Consider the following 21,277-nt stretch of genomic DNA (forward strand, 5'->3'; position numbering starts at 1 on the left):
TGCCCGGCGCGTCTTCCGGCGGAACGGGACAGGCGGCCGGTGCCACGGTCGGCGGAACAGGGCAGGTGCCGCAGGCCCGGCGGCCACCGGTGCGGAGCGGATCGATCCTGAGCCGGTTCTACCGCCCCGGACAGGGGCCCACAGGGCTGGGAGCGCTCGCCGCCCTCTTCCTCGTCCTGCTGCCCGCCGCCATGGCCGCCGCGATCCTCGGGACGCGACGTGGCTAGCCCATCCCACCAACTCACCTGACGGGAGGCCGGTTCCGATGACCGAGACCCTTGCCATCGTCCTGGGTGTCGCCCTGCTCGCCGCGGCCTGTGTGGGCGTCAAGCACCGTTTCTGGCCCATGGGTCCGGACGACGAGCCGCGCGAGGACGTGGCGGAGTACATCTCCATGATGGTCGGCGTTCTCTACGCGCTGGTCCTCGGCCTGGCCCTGGTGTCGGTGTGGGACACCCAGTCCAGTGCGCAGCAGCATGTGCAGACCGAGGCGAGCGCTGCCCACCAGGTCTATCTGCTGGCCGACGGGCTGCCGTCCGAGGACGCCCGGAGGATGCGCAGCGGCATGACGTCGTACGTCGGCCATGTGGTGAACAGTGAGTTCCCCGCCATGGCGGCGGGGCGGCCCCTGGGGCACCGAGGCTGGGACCTGCTGAGTGATGTACGGACGGCGGACTGGCGTCTCGCGGGCGCGACGGCGTCGCAGCAGGTCACGGCGCAGGAGGTGCTCGCTCAACTCAGTGTGCTGGACGACGCGCGGCGGGGCCGGGAGGGAGACGCGACGAGCGGCCTGTCCCCGGTCCTGTGGTTCGGCCTGATCGTCGGTGGCGTACTCACCGTCGCCTTCATGTTCATGTTCGGCGTACGGCGGAGCTTCACGCACGTCGCCATGGTGATGGGGCTGACCGCGCTCATCACCTTCGTGGTGCTCCTCGTCTACCAGCTCAACCAGCCGTTCGGAGGCCTGTTCTCGATCGACGCCTCGTCTTTCACGCGGTACTTCCCCGGGGCGTGAACGGGGTGGGGACAGGTGCCGGACGGCGGTTCGTCAGCAGGTCAGACGATGGTCCAGCCGAACAGTGCGTTGCCCGGGCGGTCGAGGTCGTCACTGGTCAGGTAGTCGTGGTACGCGGTCACCAGTTCTTCGTATGTCACCAGGCCGTCCGCGTTCTCGTCCAGGGCCGTGGCCAGGTCTTCGGCTACGGCCGAGGGCACGCCGAACGCCCGCACGAGCCGGACGGCCTCCGCGTGGTCGAGTGCGCCGTCTCCGTCGGCGTCCGCGGCGGCGAACACGGAGACGGTCACGGGGACCAGGTTCTGTTCGTACGTCCCGTCACCCAGGGCGAGCAGGGTCATGGCGCGGTCGAAGGTCTCGCGGCCCATGGCCTTGGCGGCCGGGTGGCCGGTCGCGGCGCACAGGGTCTTCCAGAGTCCTTCGTACGCGGTGCGGACCGCCGTGGCGTGCGGGCTCTGCGGTGCGTGACCGAACGCGGCGGCGATCCGGTCGGCGACGATCGCGTAGTCCGTGCTGCCGACCAGTCCGTCGTGGTCCTGGTCGTAGAGATCGAAACGGTGGTCGAGCTTGCTTCTCAGGAGGGTGCGGAGCATTCAGGTTCCTCCGGTGGTCACGGGCCCTTCGGCGAGGGCCGTTCGGCGCCTCCGTGGTCGGCCTCACGCTATGTGCGGTCCTGACACCACGCATCCGCACCGGGCCGCAGCTGCCCACCGAGACGAGAGGAGCTGTTGAGCGTATGGACTTGATGGGCACGGTCGCGCGTGGCGCGCTGGCGGCCTGTTTCCTCGCGACCGCGTTCTCCCCCTTCGACGGAGGCACGGGACCGCCGGTCGAGGAGGGGACGGGCGACCTGGGGGAGCAGCAGGTCGTACTGCGGGGAGCGGGCGCCGAAGGTGCTCTCGACAAGCCCGTCGAGGTCGCGGTCGACGGGGCCGAAGGGCGCATCACCGACGTGACCGTCACCGACGCGGCCGGACGCCACCTCGCCGGCAGACTCGGCGCGGACGGCACCCGCTGGCACAGCACGTCTCCACTGGCCGCGGACGCGCACTACACCGTCCGGGTCGTCACCGAAGGACACAACGGCGCGCTCGGTCACCGTACGTTGGCGTTCGCGACGGAACCCGGCCGGCAGACCCTGCGGGTGGACTTCGGTCCCCGGGCCGGTACCTACGGAGTGGGGCAACCTCTCACGGCACGGCTGAGCACACCCGTGGGGGAACGCGACCCCCGGGCCCGGGCGCTCGTCGAGGGTGCCCTTCGCGTCGAGTCGGATCGCCCCGTCGAGGGTGCCTGGTACTGGGTGAGCGACCGGGAACTGCACTACCGCCCGAAGGACTACTGGCCCGCCCATGCCGAGATCCGGGTGAGCAGCGCCCTGGAAGGCATCAGGATCGAAGACGGCTTGTACGGGGCCCGTTCCGCCCCCCTGACGTTGCGTACGGGCGAGCGCGTCGAGGCTGTTGTCGACGCGAGAGCTCACCTGATGACCGTCCGTTGGGGCGGGAGACTGCTGCGGACGATCCCGGTGACCACGGGGAAGCCCGGGTTCGCCACGCGCAACGGGATCAAAGTGGTGCTCGGCAAGGAGCAGTACGTGCGGATGCGCGGGACGAGTATCGGCATTCCGGCCGGCAGCCCGGACGCCTACGACACGCCGGTGTCCGACGCCCTGCGCGTCACGCTCAGCGGCGAATACCTGCACGCCGCTCCCTGGTCGGTCGGCTCCCAGGGGCGGGCCAACGTCACCCACGGCTGCACGGGAATGAGTGCGCGCGATGCCGCCTGGCTCTTCGACACCATGCGCGAGGGAGACATCGTGACCGTCGTCAACAGCGGCGGCGCGCGCATGCCTCCCTTCGGAAACGGCTTCGGCGACTGGAACCTGCCCTGGAACGAGTGGCGCGAGGGCGGCGCCCTGTCCCAGGGCGGTCGTCGGGACGGCACGGACCCGGAAAGCCTGGCAAGGCTGCGACCCGACAGCCGTTGAGCCGGTCACATGGCGCGCAGGGTGGCGATGATCCGGGGGTGACCGTCGATGACCCGTTCCTCGGTGTCGCCGGTCTCCCGCAGGGACGCGCACCGCGCCAGGCGGGTGACGGCGGGCGCGCTGAAGCCCCAGTAGTGGACGTCGTCCCCGGCGTTGGCCTCGCCGGGGGCCAGGACCCGGATCGCGGGAGTCCGCGGCCCGTCGTCGCCCGCCCCGTAGGTCTCCAGCAGGATCCGCCCGCCGGGGTTCAGCAGACCGCGCAGGACGTGCAGCATGCCGAGCGGATTCTCCACCCGGTGCAGCATTCCGCAGCAGAAGACGAAGTCGAATCTCTCCCGGGAGCCCGCCAGTTCCAGGGCGTCGGCCCTGCGGTACTCGACCCGGGAGCCGAGCAGTCCGCCGATCGTCCGGAACGCCTGGCCGCCCTCGACGTCGACACCGAAGCGTTCCTTGACCATGTGGCGGTACTGCTCGCTGTCCACGGCGAGCACCCGGTCCGCGCCGCGTGCCTCGGCGAGGAAGGCGTAGAAACCGTCGCAGGTGCCGACATCGAGTACCCGCATCCCACGGAAGTCGGCCGGCAGGAACGGGATCCGGTAGCGGTGATCGCGCGCGAGCCCCGGCGTGTAGATTCCCGCCGCCCGGTTGAGGGCGAAGGTGTGGAACCAGATCGGGACCGAGCGGAGTACCTCCTCGCAGTCCGCGAGCGGCGCGTCGATGGGCAGCAGATCTGCCACCGTGCGTTCCGCTTCGGTGCTCTCGAATTCCAGCTGTGTCGTCATGGTCCGCCCTTTCGGCGCGCTGACGGTCCGTTGGTTTCCGTACGGGATCCAGGTGCTAGACGGCCGCTTCGAGGACGAGCAGGCAGGTGTCCCCGGGGACCACGGAGTCGTCCGGCAGGGCGTACATGCGCAGGCGGTCGCCGACCGTTTCCACATGGGTGGCGTTGAAGGTGATGACCCGTCCCTTCGGGGACAGGACGGTCACCGGTGCCTCGTGCTTGATGTCGCCCGTGTTCATGTCCAGCAGGGCGATTCCGCCGAGGCCGAAAACGCCGCCGGAACCGTCCGGATACTCCGCGACCCCGGTCCAGGAGGCGAGTCCGTCCCGCATCTCCACGCAGTCCTGGAAGTCGATGTAGTGGGACCGTACGGGGATCTCCCGGACCGGTTCACCGCTCCTCGTCATGACGAGGAGACGGCGACCGCCCCAGGTCGCCATGTGCAGGAGCTCGCTGTCGGGTTCGCAGGCGACGGCGCCGAGATGGTCGGGGTAGCGGAACATCTCGGTGATCGCCGACGTCGCGGGATCGATCCGGTAGAGGATCGACTTCGAGTCGGGGCGGTACTCGGCGACCGGCACCCAGAGGCTCTCTCCGTCGTACGAGAGTCCGCCGGCGTGGTAGACGCTGTCCTCGCCGAGCTCCCAGTGGCCCAACTGCCTGCCGTCGGCGCTCATTTCGTACAGGTGGCCGCGCCCCCGGCCCGCCGTGCGGTCGGATCCGCCGTCCCGGTTTTCCAGACGGGTGGTCTCCTCCAGGATCTCCACGCTGGTGAGGTAGAAGCTGTCGCCGACCCGGTCCAGGCCCTGCGGATGGTGGCAGGTGAAGTCGAGGGGGATCCGGTCCACGGTCACCCATTCCGTGGAGCGCCTCAGCCGGGTGATCGCCTCGTTGACGGTGAACGCCATACTGGTTCCCTACCGTTCGACTCGGCCTTCGATGAACGCCTCGACCGCGTCGCGTGCCTGGTCGTCCGGGTACTGGACGGGCGGCGACTTCATGAAGTACGAGGCGGCCGACAACAGAGGTCCACCGATGCCACGGTCCAGGGCGATCTTCGCGCAGCGCAGTGCGTCGATGACCACACCGGCCGAGTTGGGGGAGTCCCACACTTCGAGCTTGTACTCCAGGTTCAGCGGTACGTCGCCGAAGGCCCGGCCCTCCATGCGGACGTACGCCCACTTGCGGTCGTCCAGCCACGGAACGTGGTCGGAGGGGCCGATGTGGACGTTGCCCGGGCCCGGGTCGTGGGACAGCTGCGAGGTGACCGCCTGGGTCTTGGAGATCTTCTTGGACTCCAGGCGCTCCCGTTCGAGCATGTTCATGAAGTCCATGTTTCCGCCGACGTTGAGCTGCATCGTCCGGTCGAGGACGACACCGCGGTCCTCGAAGAGCCTGGCCAGGACCCGGTGGGTGATGGTGGCGCCGACCTGCGACTTGATGTCGTCGCCGATGACCGGCAGCCCTGCGTCGGTGAACTTCCGGGCCCACTCGTCGGTGCCGGCGATGAAGACGGGGAGTGCGTTGACGAAGCCCGCCCCGGCGTCGATCGCGGCCTGCGCGTAGAACTTCGCGGCGGCCTCCGAGCCGACCGGGAGGTAGCAGACGACCACGTCGGCGCGAGCCTCCCGGAGTACCGCGACCACGTCCACGGGCTCCGCCGAGGACTCCACGATGGTCTCGCGGTAGTACCGGCCGAGACCATCGAGGGTGTGTCCGCGCAGCACGGTGACACCGGTGGGAGGCACATCGGCGATCTTGATCGTGTTGTTCTCGGAGGCGTCGATGGCGTGCGCGAGGTCCTGGCCGACCTTCTTCGCGTCGACGTCGAACGCGGCGACGAACTTGATGTCGCGGACGTGGTAGTCGCCGAGCTGTACGTGCATCAGCCCCGGGACGCGGTCGGAGGGATTGGCGTCCCGGTAGTACTCGACTCCCTGTATCAGGGACGAGGCGCAGTTCCCCACTCCGACGACGGCCACGCGAATGTCACCCATGAGAGCGCTCCTGTTCGCCTTGTCGAACGACTGTGCAGGAACTCAACCATTCGTGGTCCAGCCCCGCCCCCGGTGTCCTGACGTCAACCGCCGATCGGGTGAATTACCGGGTGGGGTCCGTCATCAGATTCGGGTGAGCCGCGGGTTCGGCTCCCAAGTACGGACCCGTACGCCGAGCGCGCGAAGTGCGAACGGCTCGCCATCGCCCCCGATCCGTCTCGCCCGCGCGCCTCACCACGTCGTGCGCCAAGGGTGCACGCCTGCCGTGCGAGCCGTGGGGGTGCGACTGTCTGAAGCGGGAAGCCCTGAACGGGGTCTGACCGGTGGAGGTCGCCATGTCCCTGCCCCTGGAGTCCGTGCCCGACGAGCCGCCGCGTGACGAATCGCCGCTGCGCCCGGTCCACGTCGTAGGCGATCGGTACCGGACGTTCGCGGAGAACGACCGGGTGACGACGTCCGGCGCCGTCGCAAAGGCTCTCACCACCCCCACTCCGCCCCTGTCCGACCAGGTGTTGCTGGTGCCCGGTCAAGGTGTTACGGGGGAGGACTGGCAGACGCTCGCAGCGGCGCCGACGCACTGCCCGGTCCGGTTCGCCCCCGCGCCCGCGCCGGCCCTGGACGGCAGCGAGGTGCTGAAGCTGCGTAGTGAGAACGTGCTGCTGGCGGCGCTTCGTGAGATCGGTCCCGTCAACTACACGGCAGAGCTGGTCGTTCACGCGGACTCCGAGATGGTTCAGGACCACACCGCCGAACGACAGCACCTGCCGGGCATGCTGCTGATGGAGGCGTCCTGCCAGATGATCATCGCGGTGACCGGGCGGTTCCTCGCCGCGCGCGGTGTCACGGACGCCTACTACACCGTGATGCACCACTTCCAGATCGACTTCCGTCGGTTCGTCTTCCCGCTTCCCGCCCAACTGCGGCTGACCGTCGACGAGGTGGGCGACCTGACGGGTGGCCCCGACCGGATCCCCTTCGCCGTCACGATCGATGTCGTCCAAGGCGGTTTCGACTGTGCGCGGGCGCGCTGGAGATACCGGGCGTTCCGGCCCGCCGCGGTCTTCGCCGCCGAGGCGGAGCGGGCCCGGGAGGCCGTGGCCGCGTGCGCCGCCGTGCGGACTGCGTCGCCAAGCGGACAGGGGGCGGTGTCATGACGGACGCACCCGGGGGCGCTGTCAGGGTGCCGTTTCCGTACGTCATCACCGGGACCGGGTCCCGCCTGCCGGTGCGTGAACTGTCCAACGACGCCGTCGCCGCCCACTTCGGACGGCCCGGTGCCTGGATCGAAGAACGGACCGGAGTACGGTCTCGCAGGGTCGCTGCGGACGGCGAGAGTGTCGTGGAGCTGGCGGCCGGTGCCTCGCTCGACGCGCTCGCCGACGCCCGGATCGCATCCGAACGGCTCGCCTTGGTGGTGGCGGCCTCCTCGACTCCCGGACGCTTCGTCCCGGGCATCGCCTGCGGCGTCCAGAGGCTGCTCGGTGCCCGCACCGCGACCGCGCTGGACGTGAACGCGGCCTGCGCCGGTTTCTGCTTCGCGGTGCACACCGCCCTGGGCCTGCTCGCCGGCGGCCTGGCCGAAGGTCCGGTGCTGGTGGTCGGCGCCGAGCGCTTCTCACCCCACCTGGACTACACCGACCGGGGCACGGCCGCCCTCTTCGGCGACGGAGCCGGGGCCGTGGTCATCGAGGCCGCCGACGCACCGTACGGGTTCCTCCACACAGGGATCGGCTCGGCCGGCGACAAGGAGCAGTACGTACGCATCGTGCCCGGCGAGGGCCGCTCGCGCGACGCCTACACCCTGTTCATGGACGGGCGCGCCACCCGGGCGTTCATCGAGGAGCGGCTGCCCGCGATGCTGTCCGAGGCCCTGGCCGCCGGCGGGCTCCGGCCGTCGGATCTCGACCTCGTCGTCCCGCACCAGGCCAATCCCCGGCTGCTGCATACCGTGTTGGAGGGCGCGGGCCTGGAACCCGAGCAGATCTTCATGACCGGGCAGCGGTACGGGAACACCGGCGCGGCTTCCGTGCCCGTCACCCTCGACGCCGCCCGCCGGGCCGGCCGACTCCACGACGGGGCACTGGTGGCGTTGGCGGCGCTCGGAGCCGGAATGACCTGGGGCACGCAGGTACTGCGATGGCGCCGGCCGGACGCGCAACCCGTTCCCGGGCCGTCCGTATCCCCTCGTGTCCGGCTCGAACCCGTGCGATCCGAACCGCAGTGAGGAGGCCCCGCCCATGTCCGCGCCGTCGTTGAAGACCTTGCTGTACGGGGAGCAGCGCCTCGCCACCCTCGACCGCCTCGACGCCGCCCTGTCCTGGGGCGGCGGTTTCGGTGGCCCGTCGGCCGACACTCCCGCCGACCGCGACCGGCGCACCTACGTGCGGCTGGCCGCCCTCGTCGGATCCGAGGGAGGTTCCCTGGCCCTCGTACGCGACCGGGAGCGGATGCTGACCGTCCTGGAGTGGGCCGCGGTCGCCGACCCCGCCGTCTTCCATACCGCGATGGTGCACCTCGGTGTGTGCACCGCCACCATTCTGGAACTGGGGTGCCCCGGCCCGTACCTCGACGGGCTGACCGGCGAACTCGACCGCCTGGACACGACCGGCACCATCCTGATCACCGAACGAGGCCGCGGTGGCAGCCACCTGGACCCCGGCACCGAAGCCGTCTGGCACCCGTCCTCCAGGACCTTCACCCTGCACACTCCGGAGCCCGGCGCGGCGAAGATCATGGGGAACGTGGCGGCACCCGGCATCCCCAAAGCCGCCCTCGTCTACGCCCAACTCGTGACGGACGGCCGCCGGCGAGGCGTCTTCCCGTTCGCCCTGCGACTGCGCACCACGACCGGACCCACCCCCGGCGTACGGATCCGGCCGCTCCCCGAGGTGCCCGCACTGCCGCTGGACTACGCGGAGGTCACCTTCGACGGCGCGCGCGTGCCCTACGACGGCTGGCTGCGCGACAGCGCGTCCTTCACCGGCGACGGCCACTTCACGGACCCGCTCACGGACCCGGCGGCCCGCCTCGTACGCTCCACCGTCTTCTCCGCCAACGCCACGCTGTGCTCCGCCGTGGGCCTGGCCGCGGCCGCACGCGCCGCGGTGACGGCCGCGCTGCGATACGCCCGCTCGCGCACGACGTCCAGTGGCATGGCCCCGGGGCAGCCCGTGCTGGCCCATCGCACCCAGCAGGAAGCCCTGTATTCGGCACTGGCCGACGCGTGGGCCTGCTCCCTCCTGGCAGAGCGGGCCAGATCCGGTGCGGGAACTACCGCTCCTGCCCCGGCGCACGGGCCGACCTGGGCGCCCTGGGTGTCCGTGCACCGGGACTCGGCGTTGGCGAAGGCGGCCGTCACCGACGCGCTGGCCCGGGTCACGGCCACCTGCCGGACCCGCAGCGGCGCATGGGGCGTGATCGCGGCCAACCGGCTGACCGGCTACGAAGGGCTGGCCCAGATCTACCAGGCGGCCGCAGGCGACAACCTGTTGATCCGGCTGGAAGCGGGCCGATCCCTCGTAGAAGACGCCGCGTACCGCCCGGCGCCCTCGTCGAGGGATGCCTCCGGTGATCTGGCCGATCCGCGTACGACACTCGCCCTGGCCACCGCCCGCGAGGCGGCGCTGCTCGAAGGGCTGCGGGAGCGCCTCGACGAGGCCGCCGCGGACGCGGAGCCGTTCCAGGTGTGGAACCCGCTGCTCCCCGACGCGGTCCGCCTCGTCGATGCCCACCTCGACGTCCGCACCCTGGACGCCTTCGACGAGGCTGTCCGCTCCGCCGGCGGACAGAGCCGGGAAACCGGGGAGACCCTGCGCGCACTCCGCGTTCTGTACGCACTGAACCGCGTGGACCAAGGACGGCTCACCCCAGGGCAGACGGCACAACTGCCCACCGTCCGCGACACCGCGCTCGCCCGCGTCCACGACCGGCTCGACTCCCTGCTCGACGCGTTCGCCGTCACTCCGGCCCGGCTCGGATCACCCATGGCGGAGCCGGACAGCGTCGGCCCGGCAGCGACGAAGGAGCACACCATGAACGCAGGATCCGACGACTCCACGTTCAGCCTGCGCGGGAGGACGGCACTCGTCACCGGCGCCTCCCGAGGCATCGGGCGGGCGATCGCACTCGCTCTCGCCCGAGCGGGCGCCGACGTGGCCGTACTCGCCCGTTCCACCGAGGCCCTGCGGGAGACAGCGGCCGAGATCGAACGGACAGGCCGGAAATCCCTCGTTCTCACCTGCGACGTCGCCCGGGAGGCCCAGATCCTCGGCTGCGTCGACCGCGCCATCACCCACTTCGACGGGATCGACATCCTGGTGAACAACGCCGCCGCGCTCGAACACGTCGCACCCTTCCTGGACCTCACCCACACCGAGTGGTGCCGTTCCTTCCAGGTGAACGTGGAATCCACCGCGCACTTCTGCCGCGCCGTCGGCGCGCACATGGTGTCCCGGGGCTCCGGCGTGGTGCTCAACATCTCGTCGATCGCCGGACTCGGCGGCTTCCCGATGCTCTCCCCGTACGCTGCGGGAAAGGCGGCCATGAACTCCCTCACCCGCACCCTCGCCGCCGAATGGGCCTCGGCAGGCGTACGGGTCAACGGGATCTGCCCCGGCTGGGTCGTCACCGAGATGACCGACGGGTTCTCCACCTCCGCCGACCTCTCCGACGGCCTGATGCGCGCGGTTCCGGCAGGCCGGTGGGGCGACCCGGAGGACATCGCCGGCGCCGCGGTCTACCTGGCGAGCGACGCCGCCCGCCTCGTCACCGGTGCCTGCCTCGTACTGGACGGCGGAGCGACCTCAACCCTGGGCGGGCCGACCATGCGGGAACTTGTGGGCCGCGGCCGGATTCGCGGCTGAGACATGGCTGTTCGTCGGCCGGCTTCAACGGCACGTTGGTTCATGAGGAAGGTGCCGCTGTCAGCGCAGCAGGTTGCGCTGGACCTTCCCGGTGACCGTCTTGGGGAGCTCGCGCACGAGTCGTACCTCCCGGATGGGGACGGGGTCTCCGTACTCGGCTTCGACATGGGCCTTGAGTTCGGCGGACAGCCCGTCGTGGAGCGGCAGCCCGGGAAGCGGTACGGCGTGCAGGACGGCCTCGACTTCGGCCGGGGAAACGTTGAAGCCGCGCGAGATGATCAGACCATCCGCGCCGACGATCCCCCGGCGGATGTTGTCCCACCAACGCATGGACCAGCGGAAGTTCGGGGCGCGAGTACAGCTCGCGGATACGGTCGGCTTCGGTGGGCCGGGAAGGCATGTGTGCTCCTCTCCGCGCATGTAGTCCCCCGCGTGACGAACGAACCGCGCATGAACGAGCCTTGGTTCAATCCCCTTGGGCGTCCTGCCCCGGCATGCGGCAAGGCGCAGTCCGGCGCGAAGAGCGTTCTGCTCCCGCTGTCCCTACTCGCCCGCGTTCACCCGACCGGTGGCAGCCGGTGGCAGGCGGACCCGGCAGACGGTCTTCTGGACGGGGTCGGGCAGAGCACCTGAACGGGATGGGAGCGAATCATGCTGACCGCATTCCAGCGGACCAAGGCGGAACGGCACTTCGAAGGTCTCGACACCAACGGCGACGGCGTTCTCACCTTCGACGATCTGCTGATGAGCGCCGAGCGGATGCTCGCTCTGGAGGGAGAACCCACCGGCCGTGTCGAAAAGCGGCTCGGCACTGTCGACGCCGGGCGGCGCGCCTGGTGGGATCAACTGACACTGCTGGACCGCGACGCGGACGGCGAGATCACCCCGGCGGAGTTCCTGCACGGCTACGCGCGGCTGCTTCTCGACTCCGACGTCTACCGTGAGGAAGCCCGGAAGGGGGCGGGGGCCCGGTTCGACCCGGGGGACGTCGACGGCGACGGCAGGATGGACGAGGAGGAGTTCGTCAGTCTGTTCCAGGTGTCGTTCGGACTGCCGCGCGAGGTCTCGGTCCAGGTGTTCTCACGTTTCCTCCCCGAGTTCTTCGGACCGCTTTCTCGCCGGTAGGGGGTGCCGGGCTCCCGCCTCCGCCGTGAGCGGCCCGCTGGCTCGGGAGACCCCCGTACGGCATCGCCCCTGATGGGCATGGCCACGGGTGACATCCGCCACGAGGCCCCGGTGACCGCGCTGCCCGCCGTATGACGGTCTTGACCGAAACGAACGAAGGGCCCGCCGGCGTGATGCGTGTGGTGATTGTGCAGCAGGGTTTCTGGGACCTGCCGCTGGAGAGCATGCCGCTTGCCGCCGGGTACTTGAAGGCGACGATCAGGGAGGATCCCGCCCTTCGCGACACCGTCGCGGTGGAGATCCGCAACTTCAGCGGGGGACTGACCCAGGACGAGATGGCCGACGCGCTGTTCGGCCACGACCGGGTTCCGGATGTGCTCGCTTTCTCGGTGCTCGGCTGGAACTTCCGTGCCTTCGGGGCGCTCGCCGAGACGTTCAAGCAGATCAATCCCAACGGCTGGGTGGTGTTCGGCGGCACCCACGTCACCGGACAGGCCGAGCGTGTGTTCCGCCTGTTTCCGCAGGTCGACGTCGTTGTCAACGGCGAAGGGGAGATCACGTTCCGCGAACTGGTGCGCGCTCTCGCCGACGGCTCCTCCCGACCGCGTCTCGCCGGGATCGAGGGACTCTCCTTCAGAGCGGCCGACGGAACTGCCACGACCAACCCGGATCGGGAACGCATCGCGGATCTGGACATCATCCCCTCGCCCTTCCTCACCGGCGCCGTCGACCTGCTCGACGAGGCCGGCCGGTTCCGCTACGACGTGGCGCTCATCGAGACCAACCGGGGCTGCCCGTACAAGTGCTCCTTCTGCTATTGGGGTGGCGCCACCGGTCAGCGCGTGCGCGCCTTCTCCCGTGAGCGGCTGCGCGCGGAACTCGAACTCTTCGCCCAGCTGGGCGTGCACACGGTCGCCACCTGCGACGCCAACTTCGGGATGCTCCCCGCCGACCTGGACCTCACCGAGGACCTCGTGGAGATCAGCCGGCGGTACGGCTACCCGCGGGCCTTCGAGAGTTCCTGGGCCAAGAACAAGTCGAAGGTTTTCTACGAGATCGTCCGCCGTATGAAGGACGCGGGTCTGCGCAGCTCGTTCACCCTCGCTCTCCAGTCCCTGGAGCCGGACGCGCTGCGCACCATGAACCGGCGCAACATGAAGGTCAATGAGTGGCACGACCTGGTGAGCTGGCTCGCCGCGGAGGGGCTGGACTGCTACGCGGAACTCATCTGGGGCGCCCCTGGCGAGACCGTCGAGTCCTTCATGCGCGGATATGACGAACTCGCCCGCCACGTCTCGCGCATCGCTGTGTATCCCATCCTGCTGCTGCCGGGCACCGAGTACTCCGACCACCGCGAGCGCTACGGCATGGTGACGCTGCGGGGCGACCGGGACGACTTCGAATACGTGCTTGCCCATGAGTCCATGACGTTCGGCGAGAACCGTGCCATGCGCCGCTTCGTCTTCTGGTCCAAGGTGATCGCCGAGGGCGGGGTCCTACGGCACAGTTGGCTCCCCTTGCGCGAACTGGCGGGCTGGACCCAGTCGCGCGTCCTGCGCCATCTGACGGATTGGATGGAGACCACCTCCGATCCGGAGACGGCACGCCTGGCCGCAACTGCGGGCGCCGCGGCCGACGCCCGGCTGGAGGGCGAGACGATCGGCCGGTTCTTCGCTGACCCCGTCGCAAGGCAGGTGCTGGCACGCTGGTGGACCGAAGCCCTCGGCCCGTGTCTGCCCGCCGAGCACCGGCCCGTCCTCGACGAGGTCTTCCGCTTCGACCTCCTCACCCACCCGGCCTGCGGTCCGGACACACCGCCCCTGGTCACCGTCGCGGACGAGTCCTTCCACCTCAGAGCAGGGCAGATCTTCTCGTACGACGTCCCAGCCCTCCTCGCGGACTTACGGAGCGGGCGGCAGCCGAATCTTGAGCCCCGGAAGACGAAGCTCGACATCTACTACCGGCCCGGCGCCTCCGCTGTAGCTGCCTCGATGAACCACGAGGTGGTGTTGCACTTCATGGGGAATCCCGTCCCTGCGGGGGAGCCGTTCAACGGTCATCACATGGTTGCTGGTATCCAGCGCGCCTTGCGGTGGTGACTGCTGCGCTTGTCGAGCGGTTGGCGCCGGAAGACCTGTGGGAGTTGTTCCAGCGGGTGGTCCCGTCGGCACCGGAACGCCCGCAGGGCGGAGGACACCGTCGACGAGGGGATCGCGAGGTGCTTGCCGCGATGATCTTCGTGGCCACATCGGGCTGCACGTGGAACCAACTGCCACCGGGATTCGGCCTTTCCGGCGTCACCGCCTTCCGCCGGTTCACCGAGTGGACCGAGGCCCGGGTGTGGGCCAAGCTCCACCGCCTGGTCCTGGACGAACTCGGCTCCCGCGGCGGGCTGGACTGGTCGCGCTGCGCTATCGACTCCGTTGGCGTCCCGGCCCTCAAAGGGGGCAACTGACGGGACCGAATCCGACCGATCACGGCAAAAAGGGATCGAAAATCCACCTCATCATCGACCGCCACGGTCTGCCGCTGTCGATCGGAATCTCCGCCGCAAACCTCCACGACAGCCAGGCCCTCATCCCGCTGGTCCGCGGCATCCCACCCATCCGCTCACATAGCGGCCCCCGACGACGGCGGCCCGGAAAACTGCACGGCGACAAAGGGTACGACTACCGTCACCTGCGGCGTTGGCTGTCCTCCCGCGACATCCGGCACCGCCTCGCCCGCAAGGGCATCGAGTCATCCCAACGCCTGGGCAAACATCGCTGGGTCGTGGAAGGGACGGTGTCCTGGCTGTCCGGCTGCCGACGTCTCCACCGCCGCTACGAGCGAAAGCCGGAGCACTTTCTCGCCTTCACCGCCATTGCCGCGACCCTCATGTGCCACCGGAGACTCGCCAACTGAAATGACCTCTAAGAACCCCACAGAAAGAGCGGGCCCTGGATGCCGTGCGAACACTGAACGTATCGATCACGAGCTTGGGCTGTCCGAGGATCTTTCTACCGGGAGCTCGAAGGTGCCGAAGCGGCGCCGTATACTGGGGTGGTTGACGTCTTTGCTGCCCTGCGTGCCCAGGACCGGGTTCTGGCTGTGTTCACCGGTGCCAGTTCGAGGGCGGACGGAATCCTCCTGGCTGCGAAGAAACTCGGTATCGATGCCGTGGACATTGCCTATGCCGGCGACTCTCCACTCGACCTGCGCTGCTGTCGGCGCTGGAAGGCGCGGTGCAGCAGGAGTCGAGTTCCTCGTACGGCGCATCGTAGAGCGAGGCGATGACTCGGGCGTCTGAGGCTGGCTGGGGCCCGGGAGTACGCCGAGGGCTTGGACTGCGCCTGTGTGGGAGACGGCTCTCTGCAGATCCTGGCGACTCACGCACACACCCATGGGAAGGCGTGTGGACGGACAGCAAGGCGAGGTCGAGGCAATGGCGGGGTGCGCGACTGATGCCGGCTTCCGGAGGTGTTGTTGTCGCTGGCCGGCCGTCGAGAACGCCCGAGTGATCGAGATGAGGCCATTCCGAGAACGACACATGTGCTGACTCTGGCGAGGGTCGGGGAGCACGGTCCGGAGCTGTACGGTTCGCCATCGAAGGCCGCGGACATGGACCGAGGAGGGACGCGGCGAAGTCTGAACGAAGGAAGACGCCTCGCGCGCCCTCCGGCGAACACTTCATCAGGCGGCGACCGAGTGTCTTCACCACAGACCTCACGGACCGGCCGCGCAGCGGCTCTCACCTTGACGAAGGCCGTTTTCAGGGTGCTGCCACGACGCCGACGCCGGTCCGATCAAGAGCCGGCCAGTCGCCAGCTCCCAGCGGTGGACTTCAGGCGTGTCTGGAGGGCGTGTAGTCGGGCGACCACGTCGACCAGAATCCTCCGAGCATGCCCACTCCGCAGGAATCGAAATCGGCTGACCTCCAGCCGCTTCTGAGTGCCAGCGACGGCCGGATGCCGGCTGCCCTGCGTTCAGAGGTCGTCGCCAGTGGTGGCCTGGCCGAGCCTCCGGGATGCCCGAACGGCCGATGGCCGCAGTGAGGAAGTCGCCCGATTGCTGGTGGCGACTGCCGCCTTGTGGCCCTGACGCTGCCCCAACTCGGTCCCGAGGAAGCCCGGCACGGATGGTTCAGGAGCGTACCTGAGCCGTGTTGGTGGTCTGGTCGGGCACACGGGCCTGGCGTGCAGTGCGACGTGGTGACAAGGGCATCTTGTTACTGTCCGGGTCGGCTGATTCGTGCTGCACCGCGGTGAATCTGCGCGCCGAGCCAGCGCGGACGACTTCGGGCATACGCTCGTTGGGCCGGAAGTACGCCATCTCCCAGACCTCGTCAGAGATCCATAGATTCCAGGTCTTGAGCAGCAGCCCCAGCTGAAGTGAGCTGACAGTGTTGCCGCGCCGTGGCCGAGCCGGATTCTGAAAGAATCGGCGGACAACCCATCTGGGGTCGGCTGTGTCCAGGTGGGCTCCGGAGACCAGGCCCTGGAAGAAGTCGTCCGCGTGCGCGGTGCTCCCGCCGTCCCGGTGGACCAGGTACGCGCATGCCAGTGACGCTGCGGGGGCGGAGTACACGCCGCTCTTCAGAGCGGTCATCAGCGGCAGAAAGTCCGAAAGGTCGAGGTACTCCGACTGGAAGAACCGTACGATCTCGGCATTGGTGTAGACGACCGACCGCCATGCGGGCCAGGCAACCTTCTTGCGTTCGACGTCGTAGAGTCGCAGCAGCCGGACGGTCGAAGAGATGTCCTTGCGGTGCCGCTCGACGCCCACCAGGGACAGCGCGGTGGCGGCGGAGCGTGCCTTACCGCAGTCCATAGTGGTGGCTGTCTGGTGTGGCAGGTCCCGGGCGACAAGGAAGCTGCGGGGCGTCTTGCTGATGATTACCGCTTCGAGGCGGTGCTGTCCCTGGATTGCGGCTCCATGACCGCACAGAGACAGGACGTCGGGGTTGTAGTCGTTCCAACTACCGTTGCACATGTCACGAGCGAGCCGCCGGGCGTGAGAGGAATCCAGCTTGCGTGGGTTGCAGCCGTGCAAGCGGGTCTTCTCAAGAATTTCGGCTGCCGCAGCAGGGGTGACGATCTCACGCACCGGCAAGGGGAGCGGTGCAGAGGAAGACATGCTCTCGTCGTTCATGTCAGACTCCGATGGATCCGAGACAGGGGCGATTAGGTGGCGTTTTCCGTAGCGACGTTTCGTGTCTGCTCAGTCAGGTGCGGGCTCACGTCCCCGGAGCGGGTGACCTTGCTCTGTGGGAAGTGAGCCCAGCGCGGTGAGTAATGCCCGCCGTTGCCGACGGCTCGGCTTCCTTTTCTGAATCGAGAATGGGGCACGGTTGACGGCGAGGCGGGCGGTGCACCGTCAGCTCGGCGAGGACCGGTGTTCAGTGGCCGGTGGTGTCAGTCCGTATGTTCGTGGAAGAATCCGATGGTTCCACCGAATGCGAAGACTCCTGTGGCCAGCCCGGCCAGTGGATCGCTACTTGTGGACGCCGCGATGTAGCCCACGCTGTTGGCAAGGGTGACCGCGGCGCACAACACGAGGAGGGTGCGCTGTTTGAACAATGAATCGTGCCGGGCCGCTTTGGGAGGCCCGCTCTCGGGAGGCTGCAGGTGCGAAGGGACATTGCAGAGTGGTGAAATTGCGTCCGGTTGAGGGACGGCATCACCGGGGGTCCTGCGCCAGCGTGAAATGGCTCCGGATCTGGGAGAGTGACTCATGGCCGTGTTTCTCCTTCGGTGGGATCACGGGAAGATGGTGGGAGCCCTCTCTCGAAGGGCTCCCACCTTTATATGATCAGTCACACCACCGAAGATCAACTTCTGTCGCGCGAATCTATTTCGTGGCGCGACCACGTGAAACCGGGTGGCGCAACGAGGTGTGTCGAATGTGGCCATTGGCTCAATGATTCGGAGCTACGACGGAGACACGCGACCGCGGCTTGCCGACAGCCCTGTCAAAAGACGTTCTGCTTGGGCCAGCGTGTTCTTGCCCGGTTCGAGCGTCGGGCTCCACCGACGTCCCGCAGCCCTCGGTATGGAGCGGCGTCGCCGCGAAATCACTCCTCGCTGCGCGGCCCGCTGCACGGGTAGCGCCGTGACAGCAGTCCGTTCCGGCTGCTGGTCGCAGCGACACTCCCCGGTGTCCTCGCCGCAGGAGGCGACCAAGCATGCCGACCGGTCCTAGGGGGCAGAGCCGAAGGCTCCTGACGCACGTCCACGTCGATGTCCGAGCAGGCAACCACGTCCGAAGCTCGGCGGGGCATGGCGTTGCGCGTCCGCCTGCCAAAGTCTTGGTGTCCAGCAGTGCTTCTTGAACAGGTCGTGCAGGGCGAGCGGTCCAACGCCATCGCCTGGTCCGGGATGCGCCTCTCATGCGGGGAAACCCTCTTCCATGGGCAGGTGCATCATGCCCATCGTCTGTCCAGGAACGCCGGCTCGGTCTGCAGCTCGGCGGCGTGGAATGACGGGTCCGTCCTTGCTCGGATTCCTGAAGGCTTGCTGCGCTTGTGCAGGACATAGCGCGTTGGCGATGTCGGGCATGCGCTGTGTCGCGCGAAAGTTGGCGATCTCCCAGGTCTGACCGGTGACCCAAAGGTTCCACGTCTTCAGGAGCAGTCCCAAGTGGAGGGCGCTGGTGATGTTGCCGCGTCGTGGCCGGGCCGGGCTGTGGAAGTACCGGCGAGTGATCCATCTGGGGTCGGCTGTGTCCAGGTGGGCTCCGGAGATCAGGCCCTGGAAGAAGTCGTCCGCGTGCGCGGTGCTCCCGCCGTCCCGGTGGACCAGGTACGCGCATGCCAGTGACGCTGCGGGGGCGGAGTACACGCCGCTCTTCAGAGCGGTCATCAGCGGCAGAAAGTCCGGCAGGTCGGAATACTTGGACTGGAAGAACCGTACGATCTCGGCGTTGGTGTAGACGACCGACCGCCATGCGGGCCAGGCAACCTTCTTGCGTTCGACGTCGTAGTTCTGCAGCAGCCGGATGGTCGAAGAGATGTCCTTGCGATGTCCGTCGACGCCCACTAGGGACAGCGCGGTCGCAGCCGATCGAGCCTTGCCGCAGTCCATCGTTGTCGCCGCCCCATGTGGCACGTCCCGGGCGACAAGGAAGCTGCGCGGCGTCTTGCTGATGATTACCGCTTCGAGGCGGTGCTGTCCCTGGATTGCGGCTCCATGACCGCACAGAGACAGGACGTCGGGATTGTAGTCGTCCCAGCTACCGCTGCACATGTCACGAGCGAGCCGCCGGGCGTGAGAGGAATCCAGCTTGCGTGGGTTGCAGCCGTGCAAGCGGGTCTTCTCAAGAATTTCGGCTGCCGCAGCAGGGGTGATGACCTCGCGTACGAGATCAGGCAGCGCTACGGAAGCGGGCGCGGCGTCTTCGATCACGGTCAACTCCGGTTAATTGCTGAATGCGGGCGAGCCGGAGTCGTTCACCGTGCGGACTTCTACGAGCGATCGGGTGGCCGTTCTCCGAATTGGCGTCACTTGGCGCGGTGACCTGAAGCGCGGGCGGCGATGCGGCGGCGATGTATCACATCGGACAGCTTCATCGCCTGCAAATGCCTAGTTCATCGAGCCTGCGAGACGTTGTCGCAATAGTGACGGATGGCGCACTGTCAGTCGGTGATGACACGCATAGCAGCGGCAGGCAACCGTCCAGGTACCGAAGGAATAACGTGAGTGCCGTCCTGGACTGATCGAGGAGCCTGTCACGCCACCGGCCGCGGGATCCGATTCCAGGGCGGCTTCCGTCAGTCCACGTTCGACTTCGACCCCGATGACGGGGAGCGGGTCCGCCGGACCACCGACCTTTTCATCGACCAGGAGAGGCACCCAGAGGCGCACCACGTGCCGGAACCGTAGGGAGACGCGGCGACGGCGGAGGTCACAGCGCACTCAGGTGTACTGTTTCGCGGCTCTGCCAGGATTGGTGCACCACGCTGTCGACCGGACCGGAGACTACACGGGCAATCTTGTCAGCGTCAGCGACCTGCTCCAGGGTCTCTTCGGGACCGTCCAGGAAGCGGGAGGCCTCTGGGTGCCACCGACGGACGCGTCCTCGACGGAGAGAGGGACCCTCTGGGTGCCCACAACGCCGCTCCGGCACTGCTGACGAACGCGGTAGCCCTGGCCTTGCCGTGGCAGTCGAGCAAGGCCGACCAGGCTGAGTTGACAGGGCGGTTCGGGACCAGACACAGGACACTGCACTCGCTCCCGCCCCGGACAGTTCGATGCAGGGACGATGGACACGTGGCTCGACACCTATCCGGCGCGCTCCTTCTCCTCGGGTTGGCTGGTGTCACCCACCTGGGCGTGCAGAGCGACGTCCGGCATGGGCCCGCTCTGCCCTGGGGAGCCCGAGCCCGCCTTCGAGTCCGAAATCATCCGAAGTCGAGCCCCTATCTCGCCGATGCCGCCTGACTCCCGTGGCTGGTGCGCCGTACCACTGGCCGAACCCGCCCAGTGCCGACGGGGCCCTGGGTCTACCACTCCACCCGCCGGGCACGTGGTCCCGGCTCGATCCACGTCGACCTGTCGGTCGAGAAGGACGGGTCGTCCCCAGGGGGTCAACTCGGTCTGCATGCCTGATTCCGGAAGCCTGACGAGATTGAGCGGAACCGGATTTTGTAGCGGCCCTTAAGCCAGGCCGCCGCCTCGGCAGATGGGAGAACACAGGTCCGATGTCAGCACTACGGAAGTACGCCGACGAGCTGTGTGAGCGAGCCGTCCGCGAGGCCGAGGCCGAGCAGCGTGACCGGCCTGACCTGCTCAGCACCGCCGAGAAGCAGGAACTCGCCCGGCTCCGCAAGGAGCTCGACCAGCCCCGCACGCGACCGACGCGGTGATCAACCGCCTCCGCGACGACTTCGGGGTCGAGCCGGTCTGCCGGGAACTCGGCCTTTCGGTCGCCGCCTACAACGCCCGCCGCAGGCGGCCGAAGTCGCCCCGGTGCCTGCGCGATGAGCAGCTGCTGGCGAGGACCCGCGCGGTGCACGCCGCCTCCGGCGAGACCTGTAGCGCCTGCAGGATCCACCGCCAGCTGCGGCGCGAGGACGTCACCGCAGCCCGCTGCACCGTCGAACGGCTGATGCGCGCGAACGGCCTGGAGGGTGTCATCCGCGGCCGGCACCGCCGGACCACGGTGCCCGAACCGGCCGCTGTGCGCCCACCTGACCTTGTGAACCGGCGCTTCGCCGCCGCCCGGCCCAACCGGCTCTGGGTAGCGGACCTGACTTATGTCCGGACATGGTCCGGCTTGGGACTACGTCGCGTTCGTCCTCGACGTCTACTCGCGGATGATCGTGGGATGGCAGATTGCGACACACATGCGCACGGCCCTGCCCTCGGCGTAGGACTCGCAGCGGGTCTGATACCCAGCCCTCCAGCCCTTGAGCTGCAGGAGCCCGGTGCGGCGCGGCCTCTTCCTTTCGCGGGAGTGGGTCTCGTTCGTGTGGTCGCCGTGGCTGTGCGAGGGCCCGGCGCGGCTCGCCGCCGGGGACGGTGCCTTCGC

Annotated in this window: 17 protein-coding genes and 2 pseudogenes; 12 read left to right on the top strand and 7 right to left on the bottom strand. The window is 68.5% G+C overall.

Going from position 1 to position 21,277, the window contains the following annotated elements; translation table 11 throughout:
* On the top strand, nt 1–227 hold a 227-nt coding region (locus tag R6V09_RS18565), incomplete at its 5' end, for a hypothetical protein (protein ID WP_317882522.1).
* Nucleotides 228–265: 38 nt separating this feature from the next.
* Nucleotides 266–1,015: a bestrophin-like domain gene (locus R6V09_RS18570; protein ID WP_317882523.1), complete on the top strand. Its 750-nt coding sequence runs from the start codon at nt 266–268 to the stop codon at nt 1,013–1,015.
* A gap of 41 nt (nt 1,016–1,056) precedes the next feature.
* Here R6V09_RS18570 and R6V09_RS18575 read toward each other — a convergent pair whose 3' ends face one another.
* On the bottom strand, nt 1,057–1,608 hold the full coding sequence (locus R6V09_RS18575; RefSeq protein WP_317882524.1) for an EF-hand domain-containing protein: 552 nt from the start codon (nt 1,606–1,608) through the stop codon (nt 1,057–1,059).
* A gap of 143 nt (nt 1,609–1,751) precedes the next feature.
* Here R6V09_RS18575 and R6V09_RS18580 point away from each other — a divergent pair, with 143 nt between their 5' ends.
* A complete protein-coding gene (locus tag R6V09_RS18580; RefSeq protein ID WP_317882525.1) occupies nt 1,752–3,005 on the top strand; it encodes a L,D-transpeptidase in 1,254 nt (417 codons plus the stop codon).
* 5 nt (nt 3,006–3,010) lie between these two features.
* Here R6V09_RS18580 and R6V09_RS18585 read toward each other — a convergent pair whose 3' ends face one another.
* From R6V09_RS18585 to R6V09_RS18595, 3 genes are read right to left on the bottom strand one after another with little or no spacing between them, the layout of a single operon-like run.
* Nucleotides 3,011–3,787: a class I SAM-dependent methyltransferase gene (locus R6V09_RS18585; RefSeq protein ID WP_317882526.1), complete on the bottom strand. Its 777-nt coding sequence runs from the start codon at nt 3,785–3,787 to the stop codon at nt 3,011–3,013.
* 55 nt (nt 3,788–3,842) lie between these two features.
* Entirely contained in the window at nt 3,843–4,694 is an 852-nt protein-coding gene (locus R6V09_RS18590) for a DUF6454 family protein (protein ID WP_317882527.1), read from the bottom strand.
* 9 nt (nt 4,695–4,703) lie between these two features.
* On the bottom strand, nt 4,704–5,783 hold the full coding sequence (locus R6V09_RS18595) for an inositol-3-phosphate synthase (protein ID WP_317882528.1): 1,080 nt from the start codon (nt 5,781–5,783) through the stop codon (nt 4,704–4,706).
* 335 nt (nt 5,784–6,118) lie between these two features.
* Between R6V09_RS18595 and R6V09_RS18600 the strand changes: the two genes are divergently transcribed.
* From R6V09_RS18600 to R6V09_RS18610, 3 genes are read left to right on the top strand one after another with little or no spacing between them, the layout of a single operon-like run.
* Nucleotides 6,119–6,937, top strand: a complete 819-nt coding sequence (locus tag R6V09_RS18600; protein WP_317882529.1) for an AfsA-related hotdog domain-containing protein — start codon at nt 6,119–6,121, stop codon at nt 6,935–6,937.
* Nucleotides 6,934–8,007, top strand: a complete 1,074-nt coding sequence (locus R6V09_RS18605) for a 3-oxoacyl-ACP synthase III family protein (RefSeq protein WP_317882530.1) — start codon at nt 6,934–6,936, stop codon at nt 8,005–8,007. Before R6V09_RS18600 ends, R6V09_RS18605 begins: the two co-directional genes overlap by 4 nt.
* 13 nt (nt 8,008–8,020) lie before the next feature.
* Complete coding sequence (locus tag R6V09_RS18610; protein ID WP_317882531.1) at nt 8,021–10,645, top strand: glucose 1-dehydrogenase; 2,625 nt, start codon at nt 8,021–8,023, stop codon at nt 10,643–10,645.
* 60 nt (nt 10,646–10,705) lie between these two features.
* Here R6V09_RS18610 and R6V09_RS18615 read toward each other — a convergent pair whose 3' ends face one another.
* Entirely contained in the window at nt 10,706–10,975 is a 270-nt protein-coding gene (locus R6V09_RS18615) for an AMP-binding enzyme (RefSeq protein ID WP_317882532.1), read from the bottom strand.
* Between the two features lie 321 nt (nt 10,976–11,296).
* Between R6V09_RS18615 and R6V09_RS18620 the strand changes: the two genes are divergently transcribed.
* The 3 genes from R6V09_RS18620 to R6V09_RS18630 all read left to right on the top strand — a co-directional run bounded on the left by R6V09_RS18620 (nt 11,297) and on the right by R6V09_RS18630 (nt 14,674).
* Entirely contained in the window at nt 11,297–11,770 is a 474-nt protein-coding gene (locus tag R6V09_RS18620) for an EF-hand domain-containing protein (protein ID WP_317882533.1), read from the top strand.
* Between the two features lie 173 nt (nt 11,771–11,943).
* Entirely contained in the window at nt 11,944–13,869 is a 1,926-nt protein-coding gene (locus tag R6V09_RS18625; protein ID WP_317882534.1) for a KedN5 family methylcobalamin-dependent radical SAM C-methyltransferase, read from the top strand.
* Nucleotides 13,866–14,674, top strand: a protein-coding gene (locus R6V09_RS18630) for an IS5 family transposase (RefSeq protein WP_317882535.1) whose coding sequence is annotated in 2 segments (ribosomal slippage) — nt 13,866–14,213 and nt 14,216–14,674 — 807 coding nt in all. Because the reading frame shifts where the segments join, the coding sequence is not laid out codon by codon here. The genes R6V09_RS18625 and R6V09_RS18630 overlap by 4 nt, the downstream gene beginning before the upstream one ends.
* A 1,218-nt stretch (nt 14,675–15,892) precedes the next feature.
* Here R6V09_RS18630 and R6V09_RS18635 read toward each other — a convergent pair.
* Nucleotides 15,893–16,900, bottom strand: coding sequence for a hypothetical protein (locus tag R6V09_RS18635; protein WP_317882536.1), 1,008 nt, complete (start codon nt 16,898–16,900; stop codon nt 15,893–15,895).
* 1,235 nt (nt 16,901–18,135) lie between these two features.
* Entirely contained in the window at nt 18,136–19,152 is a 1,017-nt protein-coding gene (locus R6V09_RS18640; protein ID WP_317882537.1) for a hypothetical protein, read from the bottom strand.
* A gap of 1,295 nt (nt 19,153–20,447) precedes the next feature.
* Here R6V09_RS18640 and R6V09_RS18645 point away from each other — a divergent pair.
* From R6V09_RS18645 to R6V09_RS54655, 3 genes and pseudogenes are all read left to right on the top strand, one after another.
* Nucleotides 20,448–20,612, top strand: coding sequence for a hypothetical protein (locus tag R6V09_RS18645; protein ID WP_317882538.1), 165 nt, complete (start codon nt 20,448–20,450; stop codon nt 20,610–20,612).
* Nucleotides 20,613–20,755: 143 nt separating this feature from the next.
* Nucleotides 20,756–20,836, top strand: a pseudogene (locus tag R6V09_RS54650) (hypothetical protein); the annotation flags it as partial.
* A gap of 3 nt (nt 20,837–20,839) precedes the next feature.
* A pseudogene (locus R6V09_RS54655) lies at nt 20,840–21,107 on the top strand (DDE-type integrase/transposase/recombinase); the annotation flags it as partial.
* Nucleotides 21,108–21,277: the final 170 nt, after the last annotated feature.

This window comes from Streptomyces sp. W16, from assembly GCF_033194735.1.
GTDB lineage: Bacteria > Actinomycetota > Actinomycetes > Streptomycetales > Streptomycetaceae > Streptomyces.